This window comes from Pseudotabrizicola sp. 4114 (assembly GCF_031457365.1).
Lineage (GTDB): Bacteria > Pseudomonadota > Alphaproteobacteria > Rhodobacterales > Rhodobacteraceae > Pseudotabrizicola.
The window spans coordinates 47,229-63,014 of record NZ_JAVDWP010000008.1; the positions used below are offsets into that span (position 1 = coordinate 47,229).

Annotated in this window: 20 protein-coding genes; 7 read left to right on the forward strand and 13 right to left on the reverse strand. The window is 63.4% G+C overall.

The genetic code is table 11. The features are described 5' to 3' along the window. Positions 1-6 precede the first annotated feature (6 nt). The 8 genes from J2X53_RS16715 to J2X53_RS16750 form a co-directional block, all read right to left on the reverse strand. Positions 7-1,809, reverse strand: coding sequence for an ATP-binding cassette domain-containing protein (locus J2X53_RS16715; RefSeq protein WP_349038633.1), 1,803 nt, complete (start codon positions 1,807-1,809; stop codon positions 7-9). Positions 1,810-1,976: 167 nt separating this feature from the next. Beyond that, a complete protein-coding gene (locus J2X53_RS16720) occupies positions 1,977-2,765 on the reverse strand; it encodes an SseB family protein (protein WP_349038634.1) in 789 nt (262 codons plus the stop codon). Between the two features lies 1 nt (position 2,766). Then, positions 2,767-3,318 (reverse strand): uracil-DNA glycosylase family protein, encoded by a 552-nt coding sequence (locus tag J2X53_RS16725; RefSeq protein ID WP_349038635.1) that lies wholly within the window; start codon positions 3,316-3,318, stop codon positions 2,767-2,769. Positions 3,319-3,347: 29 nt separating this feature from the next. Then, positions 3,348-4,421 carry an ABC transporter ATP-binding protein gene (locus tag J2X53_RS16730; RefSeq protein WP_349038732.1) on the reverse strand — a complete coding sequence of 358 codons (1,074 nt, stop codon included), beginning with the start codon at positions 4,419-4,421 and terminating at the stop codon, positions 3,348-3,350. A 14-nt stretch (positions 4,422-4,435) separates the two neighbouring features. Continuing rightward, positions 4,436-5,242 carry an ABC transporter permease gene (locus J2X53_RS16735; protein ID WP_349038733.1) on the reverse strand — a complete coding sequence of 269 codons (807 nt, stop codon included), beginning with the start codon at positions 5,240-5,242 and terminating at the stop codon, positions 4,436-4,438. A 10-nt stretch (positions 5,243-5,252) separates the two neighbouring features. After that, positions 5,253-6,134 (reverse strand): ABC transporter permease, encoded by an 882-nt coding sequence (locus J2X53_RS16740; RefSeq protein ID WP_349038636.1) that lies wholly within the window; start codon positions 6,132-6,134, stop codon positions 5,253-5,255. 162 nt (positions 6,135-6,296) lie between these two features. After that, positions 6,297-6,551, reverse strand: a complete 255-nt coding sequence (locus tag J2X53_RS16745) for a hypothetical protein (protein WP_349038637.1) — start codon at positions 6,549-6,551, stop codon at positions 6,297-6,299. Between the two features lie 218 nt (positions 6,552-6,769). Beyond that, positions 6,770-8,173, reverse strand: a complete 1,404-nt coding sequence (locus tag J2X53_RS16750; RefSeq protein ID WP_349038638.1) for a PLP-dependent aminotransferase family protein — start codon at positions 8,171-8,173, stop codon at positions 6,770-6,772. A gap of 101 nt (positions 8,174-8,274) precedes the next feature. Between J2X53_RS16750 and J2X53_RS16755 the strand changes: the two genes are divergently transcribed. Beyond that, positions 8,275-8,487, forward strand: a complete 213-nt coding sequence (locus J2X53_RS16755; RefSeq protein WP_349038639.1) for a DUF1127 domain-containing protein — start codon at positions 8,275-8,277, stop codon at positions 8,485-8,487. 72 nt (positions 8,488-8,559) lie between these two features. On the opposite strand, the gene J2X53_RS16760 is transcribed toward J2X53_RS16755, so the two are convergent. The 4 genes from J2X53_RS16760 to J2X53_RS16775 all read right to left on the reverse strand — a co-directional run bounded on the left by J2X53_RS16760 (position 8,560) and on the right by J2X53_RS16775 (position 11,034). Next, positions 8,560-8,820, reverse strand: coding sequence for a hypothetical protein (locus J2X53_RS16760; RefSeq protein WP_349038640.1), 261 nt, complete (start codon positions 8,818-8,820; stop codon positions 8,560-8,562). 363 nt (positions 8,821-9,183) lie between these two features. Next, complete coding sequence (gene rpsI / locus J2X53_RS16765; RefSeq protein ID WP_349038641.1) at positions 9,184-9,678, reverse strand: 30S ribosomal protein S9; 495 nt, start codon at positions 9,676-9,678, stop codon at positions 9,184-9,186. Between the two features lie 2 nt (positions 9,679-9,680). After that, on the reverse strand, positions 9,681-10,145 hold the full coding sequence (gene rplM / locus J2X53_RS16770; protein WP_118154820.1) for a 50S ribosomal protein L13: 465 nt from the start codon (positions 10,143-10,145) through the stop codon (positions 9,681-9,683). 151 nt (positions 10,146-10,296) lie between these two features. Continuing rightward, complete coding sequence (locus J2X53_RS16775) at positions 10,297-11,034, reverse strand: GNAT family N-acyltransferase (RefSeq protein ID WP_349038642.1); 738 nt, start codon at positions 11,032-11,034, stop codon at positions 10,297-10,299. A 105-nt stretch (positions 11,035-11,139) separates the two neighbouring features. Between J2X53_RS16775 and msrB the strand changes: the two genes are divergently transcribed. Then, on the forward strand, positions 11,140-11,535 hold the full coding sequence (msrB, locus tag J2X53_RS16780; protein WP_349038643.1) for a peptide-methionine (R)-S-oxide reductase MsrB: 396 nt from the start codon (positions 11,140-11,142) through the stop codon (positions 11,533-11,535). A 55-nt stretch (positions 11,536-11,590) separates the two neighbouring features. Here msrB and J2X53_RS16785 read toward each other — a convergent pair whose 3' ends face one another. Continuing rightward, on the reverse strand, positions 11,591-12,088 hold the full coding sequence (locus J2X53_RS16785) for an outer membrane protein assembly factor BamE (protein WP_349038644.1): 498 nt from the start codon (positions 12,086-12,088) through the stop codon (positions 11,591-11,593). A 233-nt stretch (positions 12,089-12,321) separates the two neighbouring features. Between J2X53_RS16785 and J2X53_RS16790 the strand changes: the two genes are divergently transcribed. The 5 genes from J2X53_RS16790 (at position 12,322) to ihfA (ending at position 15,786) form a co-directional block, all read left to right on the forward strand. Continuing rightward, on the forward strand, positions 12,322-12,921 hold the full coding sequence (locus tag J2X53_RS16790; RefSeq protein ID WP_349038645.1) for a DUF177 domain-containing protein: 600 nt from the start codon (positions 12,322-12,324) through the stop codon (positions 12,919-12,921). Between the two features lie 154 nt (positions 12,922-13,075). Beyond that, a complete protein-coding gene (gene rpmF, locus J2X53_RS16795; protein WP_103333526.1) occupies positions 13,076-13,282 on the forward strand; it encodes a 50S ribosomal protein L32 in 207 nt (68 codons plus the stop codon). A 27-nt stretch (positions 13,283-13,309) separates the two neighbouring features. Further along, complete coding sequence (gene plsX / locus J2X53_RS16800; RefSeq protein WP_349038646.1) at positions 13,310-14,422, forward strand: phosphate acyltransferase PlsX; 1,113 nt, start codon at positions 13,310-13,312, stop codon at positions 14,420-14,422. Beyond that, a complete protein-coding gene (locus J2X53_RS16805) occupies positions 14,419-15,390 on the forward strand; it encodes a beta-ketoacyl-ACP synthase III (protein ID WP_349038647.1) in 972 nt (323 codons plus the stop codon). The genes plsX and J2X53_RS16805 overlap by 4 nt, the downstream gene beginning before the upstream one ends. Positions 15,391-15,483: 93 nt before the next feature. Further along, the gene (gene ihfA, locus J2X53_RS16810) at positions 15,484-15,786 is read left to right on the forward strand and encodes an integration host factor subunit alpha (RefSeq protein WP_349038648.1); all 303 of its coding nucleotides are present in this window, start codon (positions 15,484-15,486) and stop codon (positions 15,784-15,786) included.

Genomic DNA, 15,786 nt, shown 5'->3' on the forward strand with positions numbered 1-15,786 from the left:
TTAACGTCAGGCGCGCTCTTCCAGCGCCAGCCATTCGGTCTCGGCGGTTTGCAAGGCAATCTGCCGCTCGGTCAGCGCCTCGGTGCCCTTTTTGAACTTCACCGGGTCTTTGCTGTAAAGATCCGGCACCGCCAGAAACTCCTCCAGCTTCACGATCTCGGCCTCCAGCCGCGCGATGATGGCGGGCAGCTCATCCAGCCGCTTGCGCTCGGTAAACGACAGCCCGGTGTTCTTTGACGGTTTGACAGGGTCGCGCGCCGGAGCCGCCTTGCTTGCCGCTTTCGCGGCTGCCGCCATCGCCTCGGGGCGCTGGGCGGCGTAATCCGACCAGCCGCCGGGATAGGCGGTGGCCCGGCCATTGCCCTCCATCGCCACGGTGGCGGTGGCAATCCGGTCGATGAAATCCCGGTCGTGGCTGACCAACAGCACGGTGCCGTCATACTCGCCCAGCACATCCTGCAACAGATCAAGGGTTTCCACATCCAGATCGTTGGTTGGTTCGTCCAAAATCAACAGGTTCGACGGCCGCGCCATCAGCTTGGCCAACAAGAGCCGCGCCTTCTCCCCCCCCGACAGACTGCGCACCGGGGCCCGCACCTGCCGCTCGTCAAACAGGAAATCCTTCAGGTAAGCGACCACATGCTTTGGGTTGCCGCGCACCATCACCTGATCCGACGCCCCCGACACCGCCATCAGCGGATCGCCGGTCAGGTTTTCCCACAGCGTCGCATTCGGGTCCAGCTGGGCGCGGGTCTGGTCAAACACCGCAATCTCCAGATTGGTGCCCAGAATGACCGAGCCTTCATCCGGCGCCACTTCCCCGGTCAGCATCTTCAAAAGCGTGGTCTTGCCCACGCCGTTCGGCCCGACAAACGCCACCCGGTCACCGCGCAACACCCGCAGGTCAAACCCCTCCAGGATGGTCTTGTCGCCAAACCACTTGCCGATACCCTTGGCCTCGATCACCCGCTTGCCGCTGGTGGTCCCGGCTTCCATCTCCAGCGCCGCCGTGCCCTGACGGCGGATCTGGCTGCCGCGCTCTTCGCGCAAGGCGGCGAGCGCCCGCACCCGGCCCTGATTGCGCTTGCGCCGCGCCGAGATGCCCTCGACCGCCCATTTGGCCTCGGCCTTGATCTTGCGGTCCAGCTTGTGGCGCGCCTCGTCTTCCTCGGCCCAGACGGTTTCGCGCCATTCCTCGAACCCGTCAAACCCGCTCTCGCGCCTGCGCACCTCGCCCCGGTCGATCCACAACGTGGCCTTGGTCAGCGCGCGCAAAAACGTGCGGTCGTGCGAGATCAGCACAAAGGCGGTGCGCGTGCTGGTCAGCTCCGCTTCCAGCCATTCGATCGCCTGAATGTCCAGATGGTTGGTCGGCTCGTCCAGCAGCATCAGCTCCGGCGCTTCGGCCAAGAGCTTGGCCAGCGCCGCGCGCCGCCGCTCACCACCGCTCGCGGTCGCCACCGGCGTCTCGGGGTTGAACTTCAACCCTTCGGCCACCATCGCCACCCGGTATTCCTCGCCCTCGTCCAGCTGGCTGGCCGCAAAATCGCCCAGCGTCTCGAACCCCGACAGATCCGGGTCCTGCTCCATATAGCCCACGCTGACGCCCGGCGACACCACACGGGTGCCACGGTCCACCTCGACCAGCCCGGCCATCACCTTCATCAGGGTGGACTTGCCCGAGCCATTGCGGCCCACAAGGGCCACTCGGTCACCGGGCTGGATCACCAGCGACAGGGTGTCAAATACAGGGTTCCCGCCAAAGGTCAGCGAGATATCGGAAATCTGGAGAAGGGGTGCGCGTGCCATGCGCCGTCAGGTATGCGCGCGGCTGCGCGGCGTCAAGCCACCACTTGCCCGCCGCCGCATAGGCTCTGCCTTGCTTTGCCATTCATCTTGGCGAAAATACTCCGGGGGTGCGGGGGCTGGCCCCCGCTCGCGGGTGGGTGTCGGGCGCTGCCCGCACCATGCCGCGCCTATACCAGCCGGGGCGGGCGCTTCGGGTCCATACCGGGCGCTGACCCCGGCACCTTTTGCTCTTCCACCTCCGGCAGATCAAAGCGCAGCGCCACCCGGGCCATCGCCACCGCCGCCGGATCGGCGCTGTGCAGAAAGGCCACGTCCAGCTCCCCGGCCTCAATCCCCGAGAACACCAGCGCCTCCGACGCTGCCCGCGCCAGCGCCGGTTCCGCCCCCGGCGCCACATCGAGAAACGCCAGCATATGCCCGCGCCGGCCGCCGCGATAGGTCACCCCGGCCAGCAGCGCGCCCGAGGCCAGACCGGCCGCCCGTGCCAGCTTGGCATCCAGCCCGGTGACCAGCGCCTCGGGCACCGAAGGCGCATGAAACTGCTCGGGCAGGGCCTCCACCGCTTCCGGCCCCTCATCGAGGGTCTCGGCCAGCCAGTCCATCGCCTCTGGCGGCAACAGCATTTCCGACCGCCCGACACCCAGATTGACCCCAAGGCCAATGCCCTGCCCTTTCAGCAGCCCGGCGATCACCCGCCCCGGCAGCGCGGCATAGGGTGCTATGCCGCCGGTAAACCCGGCCAGCCGCTCCTCACGGTCGAACACCAGCACAAAACGCCCGTCTTCCAGATCGAACACCTTGGGGTCCAGCGTATCGCCCTGCGCCTCGCGCGCGAGCAGCAGAAACATCTCGCCATCCGCCAGCCGCTCAAAGAACCGCAGCCGCAGCGCCTCGTTCTCGGGGTCGGCATGCACGGCGGCATGGGCGGCATCCAGCAGGCTTATGATCTCGGACATCTCAATTCTCCATCACCCCGGCCACCGCGCGCTGCAATTCCGGCAGCAGCTCAGCCGCAAACCAGGGGTTGCGTTTCAGCCACCCGGTATTGCGCCAGGACGGGTGGGGCAAGGGAAAGATGCCACACGCGGCATATCTGCGCCAATCCGCCACCGTGCCGGTCACGTCACGCGTGCCCAGATGCCAGCGCATCGCCGCCCCGCCGACCAGCAGCGTCAGCCGCACCTTTGGCAGCTCTGCCATCACCCGCGCCCGCCATGTTGCGGCACAGATGGCAGGCGGAGGCAGGTCCGATCCCCGCGCATCATAGCCCGGAAAGCAGAACCCCATCGGTACAATCGCAACCCGGTCCAGATCGTAAAAATCTTCCGAAGACAGCCCGCACCAATCGCGCAACCGGTCGCCCGAGGGGTCGGTAAACGGCTGGCCCGAGGCATGCACCCGCGCGCCCGGCGCCTGCCCCGCGATCAAGAGCCGCGCATTGGGCCGGAACCATACCACCGGGCGCGGGGCATGCGCCGTTGCGGTCGCGGCAAAGCGGTCTGCGCACAAACGACAGCCCGCAATCTCGTCGCCAAGGCTCAGCGGAACAGCACCAAAGCACTCGGACTCCAGGCCACATCAACCTTGGTGCCCACATCCAGAATGGGCCGCCCCGGCGTGTTGCGCATCGACAGGCGCACCTCGACATCCGTACCGCCCAGGTAGACATCGTAATAGGTCATGTCGCCGAAATAGATCACCTCGTCGATGATCCCGTCCACCGTGCGTTCGGTCGTGGTCTGGCCCGGATACATCAATGTCAGCGTTTCCGGCCGCAGGCCGACCATCGGCGCATCACCGCGCCCGCTCGGGCATTGGTCGGCCTCCAGCAGCGCGCGGCCAAGGCCCTTGGCCTCCACCTCGATCCGGCCGCTCTGCTCACCGATCACTTCGGCCGGGATAAAGTTCATCGTGCCGATGAAATCCGCCACTTTCTTGGAATTGGGCCGCCGGTACAACGTCTCGGGGTCGGCCAGCTGCGCGATCTCGCCCTCGAACATCACCGCAATGCGGTCCGACATCACCAGCGCTTCTTCCTGATCATGCGTCACCAGCACAAAGGTGATGCCGACCTGCCGTTGCAGCTTGATCAGCTCCACCTGCATATGTTCGCGCATTTTCTTATCAAGCGCCGACAAAGGCTCGTCCAGCAACAGAACTTTCGGCTTCAGGATCAGCGCCCGCGCCAGAGCCACGCGTTGCCGCTGCCCGCCCGACAGCGCATGGGCCGCCCGCGCGCCATAGCCTTTCAGCCCGACCATCTCCAACGCTTCCTCGACGGCTTTCGCCTTCTCGGCCTTTGACCGCGGGTCGCGCCGCAAGCCAAAGCCCACGTTTTCGCCCACACTCATATGCGGGAAAATCGCGTAGGACTGGAACACCATATTGGTGGGTCGCTCGTTCGCGGGCACTTTGGCCATATCCTTGGCGTCAATCAGAACCGCACCGGAGTCGATCCCCTCAAACCCGGCTATCGTGCGCAACAGCGTGGTCTTGCCACAGCCCGACGGCCCCAGCAGCGAGAAAAACTCTCCCGCGCGGATCGAGCCGCTGATCCCGCGCAGCGCATGGTAGTCGCCATAATATTTATGGACATCGCGGAATTCGATCATGGTGGATGTGTCGCTCACAAAAAGCCTCCGGTATCCTTGCCGCCGGTCTTCGCGATGCCGCGACGGCGGAAAAATTCTGCGATGGAAAGAAGGACAACCGACACCAGCACCAGAATGGTGCCAAGCGCCAGCATGGCGGGAACCTTGGCCGGAAAGCGGAACTGGCCGTAGATATAGGCCGACAGCACCGTATCGCGGCCTGCCAGAAAATAGGCGATGATGAATTCATCCAGGCTGATGGTGAAACAGATCAGCAGGGATGAGACGATGCCGGGCGCCACCAGCGGCAGGATGATCAGCCGGAAGGTTGACACCGGCCCCTCACCCAGATCATAGGCCGCCTCTTCCAGCGACTGATCAAGGCTCTGAAACGCCGAAGACAGGATCGCCACCGCAAACGGCGTGGTGATCAGCACATGGCCAAGAATAACGGTGTACAGCGACAACGGCACCGCAATCGCCAGCAGCACGACCAGCAGCGACATCGCTACGATCATTTCCGGCAGCACCAGCGGCAGCATGATCAGCCCGACCAAGCCCCCCTTGCCCGGAAAACTGTAGCGGGTGCTGGCCCGTGCCCCGAACACGCCGAGAATGGTGGCAATGATCGCGGTCGAGCTGGAAATGACCAGCGAATTGCGCAGGGCCTGCCACAACTGCGCATCAGCCCACATCTCGGAAAACCAGTTGGTGGTGAACCCGCCCAACGGAAAGGCAATGATGCGGCTGTCGTTGAACGCAAACAGCGGCAAGAGCGCAATCGGCGCGTACAGGAAAATCAGATAGCCGATGGCATAGGCGCGCAGGCCGGGAGCTTTCATGGTCATCCCTCTATTTCGCCGGGCCAAGGAAGCGGCGGTTCACCATCACGAACGCCACCGAGATAATCGCCACGATCACCATCGCCGACACCGCAATCGCTGACCCCAGCGGCTTGTTGTTGATCTTGAGCATCTGCACTTCCATCATATTGGCAATCATCGGCAATTTGCCTCCGCCGATCAGATCGGGCGTCACATAATCGCCGATGGTGGGGATGAACACGATCAGCGTCGCCGCAATCACCCCGCCCATCGACAGCGGCAACGTCACCCGCCAGAAGGTGCGAAGGCGCGACTCGCCAAGATCCTGCCCCGCCTCCAGCAGGCTGCGGTCGATTTTCTCCAGCGCCACGAAAATCGGCAGAATGGCAAACGGCGCATAGGCATGCGCCAGCGTCACCACCAGCGCGCCGACGTTATAGTTGATCCAGGTCAGCGGCTCATCGGTGATGCCGATCCCCATCAGCCCCGAATTGATCACCCCGTTATAGCCAAGGATCACCTTCCACAGAAACACCCGGATCAGATAGCTGGTCCAGAACGGAATGGTGATCAGAAACAGCCACAGCGACTTTTTCGACGGATGCACATGAAAGCTGACGAAATAGGCAATCGGATAGGCGATCACCACCGTCACCACGGTCACCGACAGCGCCACGATCAGGGACCGCAGCATGATGGCGCGGTAGACCGGGCCGGTCCAGACCTCGATATAATTGGCCAGCGTGAAATCCCAGGTGATCACCCCGCGCCCGCCGGTCAGCAGCGAATACAGCACCACCGTCCCCAGCGGCGCCGCCAGCAGAAGCACCGCATACACCGCCGTGGGGCTGATCATCAGCAGGCCAGACCGGGCCTCGGACCGGCCAAGGACGGAATTCGATTTCGCCATGTCACCCCCTGTTGTGCCGGTTGCTGCCGGGCGGATTGTCGCTGTGCCGCGACTTTGATCAAAACTTAGTCACAAGCGTATAAGGCTGGCAAGTACCCATATGCCGCCCACGCAAAAAGCCGGACCACCGGCCCGGCTTTGCACAACATCAAGGCAAAGTGCCTAGCCGGCGATACGTTCAATCGCAATCGCGCGCTTTTTCAGCTCGTCATACAGCGACGGCACCACCCGCACCGACCCGACTGCTGCGCGCAGCGCATCTGACAACCGGGCCTCGGTGGCTGTGCCGGAGACGCGCCATACCATGCGCCGGGCCACGCCATCATCATAGACAATCTCGGTGGCCCCGGCACGTTTGCGATAGCCCAGAAAATCAGCCCCGCCATGCGGGGCATGGAAAGTGGTTTGCTGTCCCATAATAAGGATCATCCTGTCATTTATCTGTGCATGTCGTTGCATGCGTCTGCTCGTTATCGCTCAAAGATGTGGCACGCCCCGGCACCCGTCAAGCGCCCCGCGCGCGCGATGCAGACCGGGGCGCAGATTCCCGGCCAAGGGAGTCATCCGTGCAACACCACCGCAATCCGGCCACGCCTGCGCCACAGGCCCGCCACAATCGCGCCACAATTCACCGGTCAGACCATCAGCTCGGCCGGTGGCTGCGCCAGCAGGCGCGCCAGCCGCATGATTCCCTCCTCGAACCGTGCCATCGGCACATTGCCCGCCAGTGCCACCCGCACCGCATTGGGCGCGCGGCCATGGATCAGCGCATATTCGTCGGCAGACCGCACAATCACCCCCGCCGCCTCGGCATGGGAACAAAAGCTGCTCGCCCGCCAGCCTGACGGCAGCCGCAGGAAAATGAACTGCAACCCCGGTTGCCAGCCCAGATCGAACGCCCCCAGCGCATTCACCGTAAACTGCAGCCGTTCCTCCAGCTCTGCCTGCACCAGACCGCGCAAGCGGCGCGCCTCACCCGACTGCAGCAGATGCAGCACAACCGCCTCGACCGGCCGCGACAGGGCAAAGAACGAATGCTGCGCCGTCAGCCGTCCGGTCGGCCCCATTCCGGTCGGGGCCACGATATAGCCAAAGCGCAGGCCCGCCGAAATGCTCTTGGACAGGCTGCCGACATGCCACACCCGCTCGGGCGCAAGGGCGCGCAGCGCAGGCACGCTGCCCGATGCCACCGAATAGCAGTCATCGTCGATGATCTGCAGATCATAGCGCCGGGCAATGTCGACAATCGCTTGCCGTCGCGCCAACCCCATGCAGCCGGTGGTCGGGTTCTGCGCCTCACCCGTCAGGCACAACACCTGTGCCCCGTAACGCCGACAGGCCTGTTCCAGTGCCTCGGGCAAGATACCTTCGGCGTCCATTTCCACCGCCACCACTTCGGCCCGGCTCAGACGCGCCGCATGGCGGAAACCGGGATAGGCCAGCTCTTCGGTCAACACCACCGGGCGATCGCCGCGCAGACAGCACATGAAAATCAGGTTGATGGCGTTCTGCCCGCCATGTGTCAGAACAATGTCATCCGCGGTCATGGTTCCCAGCACCCGCTCCGAGATCCAGTCGCAGATCGCCTCGCGCAGCGGCAGTTCGGCCTGCTGGCTGGGGTAATCCACCCAATTGGTATCGGGATCATCGCCAATGGCGCGCAGCGCAGCCCCAATTGCCGCATTCTGCCCGACATCGGGCAGGATCGGCGCGCGCAGATCGACTTTTCCCTGCAGACGCGCCGGATCACGGTCGACAAACAGGGCTTGGGTCGGTCCCAGACGCGGCGCGCTCGCGGCAACAAAGGTGCCCCGGCCCACCGTCGCCGCCAGCATCCCCTCTTGCGTGGCCAGACTATAGGCCCGCGCCACTGTGCCCGGAGTCACCTTCAGCTGCCATGCCAGCTCCCGCACGGTCGGCAATTGTGCGCCGGTTTCAAGCTCTCCCGACCGGATTGACTCGCGCAATGCCCGGGTCAGGGCCAGATACTTGGGGCCATCCGCATCGGACAGCTTGGGAAGCCATATTGTATCAGCCACAATGTTCCTCTGGAATTAGAGACTCAATCTTTGTACCTTTATCATATGGCCAATTGTGCCATTGTATCAATACAAATTTTGACCTTGAAAAGGAACCTGTCATGTCTCCCGCTGAAACGCTGGTCTTCCGCCCTGCCTCCCTCCCTCCGCTGTCGCGGCTGGTGTTGGCCGCTGCGGTCCGCGTTCTTGCGTGGGAAACCCGTCAGCGCACCCGAAAGGATCTGCGGCGGCTTGACGCCCATTTGCTCCGCGACATCGGCATCGACCAGATGACGGCGCAGGCCGAGGCGAACCGCCCGTTCTGGCAGGGCTAAACCCCGCCATTTGCTCCCGAAGTTTCCCCTGACTGGGCCGGATTATTCCGGCCCGTTTTTTTATGCGCCGGCTCAACCGCTGCCGCGCGTCAGGTCCACACACAGCGACACGACAACCGCAATCACAAAACACGGCAGGATGGCGGCCAGCCCCAGCGCCCCCGCCCCCATCTCGCATCCCCCCGAACTGCCCGCGCCACAGCCGCCGGAGCGTTGCGCCATCCATAAAGCGCCGAAGGTGATGCCAAGTGGCAGGACGGTTCCGGCGACAAGCCCTGCACTAAAGGCGCGCAACCCGATGATGAAGGCTGATCGCCGTCTCTGCTGAGTCATCGCTTTCAAGCTTCCTCAAAGCACTCGACCAGGCCGTTTGGCGCGGTAGTGCAGGTATGGGTTTGCGCTTCGCCATCAGAAGTCGATGGTGGCGTGGCGGTACAGGCTGACAAAAGCGCGAACAGAGTGATCAGGACGACTCTCATATCCGGGCCCGGGACCAACAGGCTGCGCCGGAATTAAGCCTGAACAGCGCCGGAAAACCAAGAGAATTCCATGGCCCGTCAGGCTGAAACAATGACCAAAAGGTTAAAGGAAGCAGCCCAAGGCATTGATAAACAACACCATACCACCTTGTACCACAGCGGGAACAGCAAAAAGGCCCGCCAGATGGCGAGCCTTTCCAAAACCAATGTCGAAAGCTCAGCGCTTCGAGAACTGGAACGATTTCCGGGCTTTCGCCTTGCCGTATTTCTTCCGTTCCACCACGCGGCTGTCGCGGGTCAGGAAGCCTGCCGCTTTCAGCGCGCCACGCAGGCCGGGTTCGTACAGCTGCAGGGCTTTCGAGATGCCATGCTTCACCGCACCCGCCTGCCCCGACAGACCGCCGCCAACCACGGTGGCCATCACGTCGAACTGGCCTTCCACGTTTGCGATGGTGAAGGGCTGCTTCAGGATCATCTGCAGAACCGGACGGGCGAAATAGGCCGCCATTTCCTTGCCGTTCACAGTGACCTTGCCGGTGCCGGGCTTGACCCAGACGCGGGCAACCGCGTTCTTCCGCTTGCCGGTCGCATAGGACCGACCCAGCGCATCACGCACAGCCACACGCGGCGCGGCCATCGGCGTGCCGGGCGCATCTGCGGTGGTGCCGGAGACGGCCGATTTCAGATCGTCGAGAGATTTGATGTCAGCCATGATCACGCGCTCCGGGTGTTCTTGGGGTTCAGCGCGCCAACGTCGAGGACGGTGGGCTGCTGAGCTTCATGCGGATGTTCCGCACCGGCATAGACGCGCAGGTTCGTCATCTGCTGACGGCCAAGACGGTTGCGGGTGATCATACGCTCGACGGCCTTGATCACCACACGCTCGGGGTGATTGCCTTCAAGCACCTGCCGCGCGGTGCGCTGCTTGATGCCGCCCGGGTGGCCGGTGTGCCAGTAATAGATCTTGTCGGCACGCTTGTTGCCGGTCATCTGGATCTTGTCCGCATTGATGATGATGACATTGTCACCCATATCCATATGCGGCGTAAACGTCGGCTTGTTCTTGCCGCGCAGGATGTTGGCGACGATCGTGGCAAGGCGGCCCAGAACGATGCCTTCGGCATCGATCAGGATCCACTTTTTCTCGATGTCCGCCGGAGTAGCGGTAAAGGTTTTCATCGGTGGTGTCCCATGGAGGATAGGCAGGGGTTGCCCCCCGGTAACTCGGATGGCGGCTTATCGCGCATAGGACGTGCAGCGTCAAGCGGCGGGAACAATATATAGTTGTTTAAAAACAGCAGCTTGCAAAAGTGGTATTATGATACCCCAGCTATCCGGCCGCAATCAACCGTAAGGCACGGGCGCGCGCCGGGGGGATGGCGGCGATTTCCACGCCGGTCAGCACATGCAGCGTGTCCATATCGCGGTCAATGACCGCGTGATCGCTGACCCAGCCCCCCATCGACAGATAGGTGCGCAGCAAGGGTGGCATCGGCGCCATCTGCCCCGCACCCGGCAGCGGCAGATCGGACAGCGCGATACGCTCGGGCGCAAGTGGTGCGGGACGCCACTGATCTGGCGCGATGCGGGGAATCAGCGCGCCAAGCGCCGCTGCATGAACAGCCGGATCGGCCCCGGAAAAGCTGGAGCAGCCAAACAGCAGCCCCACGCCCATTTCATCCACCATCCGCGTCATCGCAGCCCAGGCCAGACGCAGAATGTCGGGGTCATGCTGCGCGGGGTGCAGACAGAACCGCCCCAGCTCCAGCATCGGACCGGGAAACTGCGCCAGCCGTGACAGATCGTAGTATTGCGCGGCATAGGACTGCGCCACCGTCGCGCCGTCGAACACCTGCACGCGGTAGCACGCCACCAGATCGCCGGTCGCCCGGTCCTGCACCAGCATGTGTTGGGCAACAGCGTCAAAGGCATCGGCGTCACGGCCATCCTGCAGCGCCCTGCCCCGTGCCGCCCAAAAGGCGACGTGTCGCAGCCGTTGTGCTGCGTCAATCTCGGCCCCGGTGCGGGCGAGGCGAACCTGATACCGCCCTCGCGACAATGGGGTCATGTCGCCTCCGCTGACACTTGGCACACCGTCCGGCCCACCCTAAATACATCGGTGACCGGGCGCATCCGCGCGCAGGTCAGCCGCACAGAACCACAGGAGATGTTTATGGACAAGGTTGTCAAATCCGATTCCGAATGGCGCGAGTCGCTGTCAGACCTTGCCTATAAGGTCACGCGCAAACATGGCACCGAACGTGCGTTCAGCCATGATGATTTTCCAAAGGAGCCGGGCACCTATCGCTGCGTCTGCTGCGACGCGCCCCTGTTCGATCAGGCGACGAAATTCGACTCCGGCACCGGCTGGCCCAGCTTTTTCGCGCCGATCAGCAGCGAGCTGGTGGGCGAATCCGAAGACAGCAGCTGGTTCATGCGCCGGACCGAAGTGCATTGTAACCGCTGCGACGCGCATCTGGGCCATGTTTTCAACGACGGCCCGGCCCCGACCGGCCTGCGCTATTGCATGAACGGCGTCGCGCTGACCTTTGAGCCAGAGTCGGAATAACCCCAGGATCAGGCCGCTCAGGCCCCCCGTGTTGACCGGGGGCCTGCACAAAACCTCAGTTGTCCAGAAGCTGCCCGGCACTCAGGCGACCAAAGCTGGAGAACAACTGGCGCAACACGCCCATGCTCTTGACGCTGCTCTGGGTCACGCGGCGCGACAGCGGCACGATCTGGCCGCGCTCCAGCCCGAAGCGTTCGACATTCTGCAGCACCCCGCCGTCGGTAAAGGTCAGAGTGACCACCTGACGGTCGATTTCCTTTGGCGCGATCGCGCCGCGCTGTTCCCAGCGGCTTTGCACGTAGAACCAGCCGGTATCATTCAGCAGACCCGAGGCTGAAGGCCGCCCGACCTTTGGCGCGGCGGTTTCACGGGTGTCTTTACCGATTTCCAGCTTTGCCAGATCTTCCTCGGCGGGAACATAGCCGTGATTGCGATAGATCGGGGCGCAGGCGGTCAATGCTGCGGCAAGGCACAGCACGGCCACGGCCCGCAGCATGCCGCGTGGGGAAAAAGCCGCCGGCTTGCGGGCGCGCTGCGCTGTCGTCGATGCCATCCGTTGTATTCCCTACCCATCGTCTACTGTGCAACCACGGCCCATGACTGCACCTGCGGCCTTGCCAAGCGGGGTATCGCCGCTTAGGTGCCACAGGATCAAGACCCGTCTCCTGACACAAAGGCTTACAGAAGGACGCGGGCCGGTTCAAGAATGGAACGCGTGTGGCCTGCGTCTCATCCCGGCCTTGTGCCCTTCGTGCCTTCCCGACGTGATACAAAGGTGATCCCGCCATGAAAAAACCAAGCGCCCCTGTTTCCCCGCCCGAGCTGTCGGTCCCTGCCGCCCCACCTGCCCTGAGCCAGACCTTCCGTAGCGGTGCTTTGTCGATGCGCAAGCCGACGCGGTTCGATCTGCAACCCGATGCGGCAACCCGCCGGGCGATTGCCGACGAGCTGGGTCTGCTGGCAGTGCCGTTCCTGCACTTCAAGGGGGAAATCCGCCCGGCGCCGAACCGCGATTTCGTGCTGGAGGCCGAGCTGAAGACAGTGGTCGATCAGCCCTGTGTCGTGACGCTGGCCCCGGTCCGGGCCGAGATCACCGAGAAAGTGCTGCGGCGCTATGTCTCTGACTGGGAAGAGCCCACCGGCGACGAGGCAGAGATGCCCGAAGACGACACGGCCGAACCGATCCCCGAGGTGATTGATGTGGGTCTCGTCGCACTGGAGGCGCTGGTGCTGGCCTTGCCGCTGTACCCGCGTGCGGCCGGGGCTGAACTGGGCGAAGTGGCGGCCACCCCGCCGGGAGCGGAACCGTTAAGTGATGCCGATCTGAAACCTTTTGCCTCGCTCGCGGCATTGAAAGACAAAATGGGGGGTGGTGCAGAAGGCTGATGCACAATCTGCTGAATGGGGCTTGCACCGCGCCCAGATAAATGTATGTTCCGCGCCTCATTCGGGGTGTGGAAACGCGCCCCCGGCGGCGCTATCCGCTAGAAGAATCGTCAAGTAAAACAGGGGCATGTCCCCACTACCCAAAGGTTGCGACATGGCTGTCCCGCAGAACCGAGTCACCAAATCCAAGCGTAACATGCGTCGTGCTCACGATGCCCTGGTCGCTGGAAACCCCGCTGATTGCCCCAACTGTGGTGAGCTGAAACGCCCGCACCACGTCTGCGGCGCTTGCGGCCACTATGACGCCCGCGAAGTCGTGGCGACCACCAAAGACGTCGATCTGGACGAGGACGCGGCGTAAGCCGCGTCTGAACGGCGCACCCTGCCCATGACAAGCGGACTGCTACATCCGGCGACGGGCAAGCTTGACGGCGGGGCTTTTACAGTCATTTCGGTTGACGCCATGGGCGGCGACCGTGGGCCGGCGGTGGTTGTCGCCGGTCTTGGCTTGTGTGCCGCCAAACACGGTGACGTGCGCTTTATCCTGCATGGCGACAGTGCCACGCTGACCCCGCTGGTCGCAGCGCAACCCGGTCTGTCGGACCGGGTGACAATCGTGCATGCCGACCGCGTGGTGACCATGAGTGACAAGCCCAGCCAGGTGATGCGCCATGGCGAGGGCACGTCGATGTGGTCCACGATTGACGCGGTGAAATCCGGTGCGGCACAAGCCGCTGTGTCTTGCGGCAATACCGGTGCCTTGATGGCGGTGTCGATGGTCCGCCTGCGCAAGATTGCCGGCGTCAACCGTCCCGCCATTGCCTGTCTGTGGCCCAGCCGGAACCCCGGCGGGTTCAACGTGATGCTCGATGTCGGGGCCGGAATCGAGGCCGAGGCCGAAGATCTTTTGCAATTTGCCGCCATGGGTGCCTCTTATGCCCGCAATGGCCTTGCTCTGTCCTGCCCGCGCGTCGGTCTGCTGAATGTCGGCACTGAAGAGCACAAGGGCCGGGCCGAGCTGAAAACCGCGCATGACCGCATGGTCGAGGCGGCCGAGGCAGGCGGGTTTGAATTTGTCGGCTTTGTCGAGGGGGGGGATATTCCGGGCGACCGCGCGGATGTGATCGTCACCGACGGCTTTACCGGCAATATCGCACTGAAAACCGGCGAAGGCACCGCCAAGCTGATCGCAGATTTCCTGCGTGAAGCGTTCGGGGCCGGTCTGTTGTCGAAATTCGCGGCCCTGTTGGCGCTCAACTCGTTGAAACGCCTGCAAAAGCGCATTGATCCCAGACGGGTCAATGGCGGGGTATTTCTGGGTTTGAACGGCACAGTGGTCAAATCGCATGGTTCGGCGGATGAAACCGGCGTGGCGGCCGCCATCGGTCTGGCGATCCAGCTGGCCCGCAGCGGCTTTGTCGAGCGTCTGGCCGCACGGATCGCATCGACCGTCAAGAAAGTGGCAGAGGAACCTGCCGGGGAAGTCGGGGCAAGATCATGACATTACGCGCCGTTGTTGCGGGCGTGGGCCATTACCTGCCCGCGCGCGTTGTGGCCAACGCCGATCTGGAAGCGCTGGTGGAAACCAGTGATGAATGGATCCGCTCGCGCTCGGGGATCGAACGGCGGCACTTTGCCGCCGAAGGGGAGATGACCTCGCATCTGGCCACCCATGCCGCGCGCGCCGCCCTTGCCGATGCAGGCATGGTTGCCGATGACATCGACGCGATCATCGTTGCCACCTCGACCCCTGATCTGACCTTTCCCTCGGTCGCCACCATGGTTCAGGCCGAGCTGGGGATGACCCAGGGCTTTGCCTTTGACGTGCAGGCAGTCTGCGCCGGATTCGTTTTTGCCCTCACCACCGCCAATGGCATGATCCTGTCGGGTCAGGCCAGGCGGGTGCTGGTGATCGGCGCCGAGACCTTCAGCCGGTTGATGGACTGGAACGACCGCACCACCTGCGTTCTGTTCGGCGACGGCGCGGGCGCGCTGATGCTGGAGGCGCAGACCGGCACCGGCGAGTCGTCAGACCGGGGGCTCCTTGCCAGCGACCTGCATTCCGACGGCCGCTACAAGGATCTGTTGTATGTCGATGGCGGCACCAGCACCGGCACCACCGGGCACCTGCGGATGGCGGGCAAGGAAGTGTTCCGCCATGCCGTTGAAAAACTTGCAGAAACTGCGCATGCCTGTCTGGAAAAGGCCGGTCTGACCAGTGGCGATGTCGACTGGATCGTGCCGCATCAGGCCAATATCCGCATCATCGAAGGCACCGCCAAAAAGATGCAGCTGTCGATGGATCAGGTGGTGGTCACCGTGCAGGATCACGGCAACACCTCGGCCGCGTCGATCCCGCTGGCGCTGTCGGTCGGCAAGGCGCGCGGCCAGATCAAGCAGGGCGATCTGATCGTGACCGAAGCCATCGGCGGTGGTCTGGCCTGGGGATCGGTGGTTCTTCGCTGGTGAGGGCGATTTAACTACGCCCTTCAAGTGTCTGATATTGACTCGCAAATCGTGTCAGCGCATCCTTTGCTGAACCAGCCCGGGGGGGATTTGCGAATGAGCGAAAAAACACTGACCCGTATGGACCTGTCGGAAGCCGTTTTCCGCGAGGTGGGATTGAGCCGGAATGAATCAGCCCAGCTGGTCGAAGCGGTTCTGCAACATATGTCTGATGCCTTTGCCTCGGGCGAGCAGGTAAAGATCTCGTCCTTTGGCACCTTTTCGGTCCGCGACAAATCTGCGCGCGTGGGCCGCAACCCCAAGACCGGGGATGAGGTGCCGATCAGCCCGCGCCGGGTGCTGACCTTCCGCCCGTCGCATCTGATGCGCGATCGCGTGGCAGCCGGCAAAAAGAAGTAA

Excerpts from the sequence above, each read along its gene's own strand:
- plsX (WP_349038646.1), top strand. The coding sequence starts at position 13,310 with ATGACAAGCGGACTGCTACATCCGGCGACGGGCAAGCTTGACGGCGGG.
- rpsI (WP_349038641.1), bottom strand. The coding sequence starts at position 9,678 with ATGGCTGACATCAAATCTCTCGACGATCTGAAATCGGCCGTCTCCGGC.
- J2X53_RS16730 (WP_349038732.1), bottom strand. The coding sequence starts at position 4,421 with ATGATCGAATTCCGCGATGTCCATAAATATTATGGCGACTACCATGCG.
- msrB (WP_349038643.1), top strand. The coding sequence starts at position 11,140 with ATGGACAAGGTTGTCAAATCCGATTCCGAATGGCGCGAGTCGCTGTCA.
- J2X53_RS16785 (WP_349038644.1), bottom strand. The coding sequence starts at position 12,088 with ATGGCATCGACGACAGCGCAGCGCGCCCGCAAGCCGGCGGCTTTTTCC.
- rplM (WP_118154820.1), bottom strand. The coding sequence starts at position 10,145 with ATGAAAACCTTTACCGCTACTCCGGCGGACATCGAGAAAAAGTGGATC.
- J2X53_RS16755 (WP_349038639.1), top strand. The coding sequence starts at position 8,275 with ATGTCTCCCGCTGAAACGCTGGTCTTCCGCCCTGCCTCCCTCCCTCCG.
- J2X53_RS16760 (WP_349038640.1), bottom strand. The coding sequence starts at position 8,820 with ATGACTCAGCAGAGACGGCGATCAGCCTTCATCATCGGGTTGCGCGCC.
- J2X53_RS16715 (WP_349038633.1), bottom strand. The coding sequence starts at position 1,809 with ATGGCACGCGCACCCCTTCTCCAGATTTCCGATATCTCGCTGACCTTT.
- J2X53_RS16735 (WP_349038733.1), bottom strand. The coding sequence starts at position 5,242 with ATGAAAGCTCCCGGCCTGCGCGCCTATGCCATCGGCTATCTGATTTTC.
- J2X53_RS16790 (WP_349038645.1), top strand. The coding sequence starts at position 12,322 with ATGAAAAAACCAAGCGCCCCTGTTTCCCCGCCCGAGCTGTCGGTCCCT.
- J2X53_RS16775 (WP_349038642.1), bottom strand. The coding sequence starts at position 11,034 with ATGACCCCATTGTCGCGAGGGCGGTATCAGGTTCGCCTCGCCCGCACC.
- rpmF (WP_103333526.1), top strand. The coding sequence starts at position 13,076 with ATGGCTGTCCCGCAGAACCGAGTCACCAAATCCAAGCGTAACATGCGT.
- J2X53_RS16805 (WP_349038647.1), top strand. The coding sequence starts at position 14,419 with ATGACATTACGCGCCGTTGTTGCGGGCGTGGGCCATTACCTGCCCGCG.
- J2X53_RS16720 (WP_349038634.1), bottom strand. The coding sequence starts at position 2,765 with ATGTCCGAGATCATAAGCCTGCTGGATGCCGCCCATGCCGCCGTGCAT.
- J2X53_RS16740 (WP_349038636.1), bottom strand. The coding sequence starts at position 6,134 with ATGGCGAAATCGAATTCCGTCCTTGGCCGGTCCGAGGCCCGGTCTGGC.
- ihfA (WP_349038648.1), top strand. The coding sequence starts at position 15,484 with ATGAGCGAAAAAACACTGACCCGTATGGACCTGTCGGAAGCCGTTTTC.
- J2X53_RS16745 (WP_349038637.1), bottom strand. The coding sequence starts at position 6,551 with ATGGGACAGCAAACCACTTTCCATGCCCCGCATGGCGGGGCTGATTTT.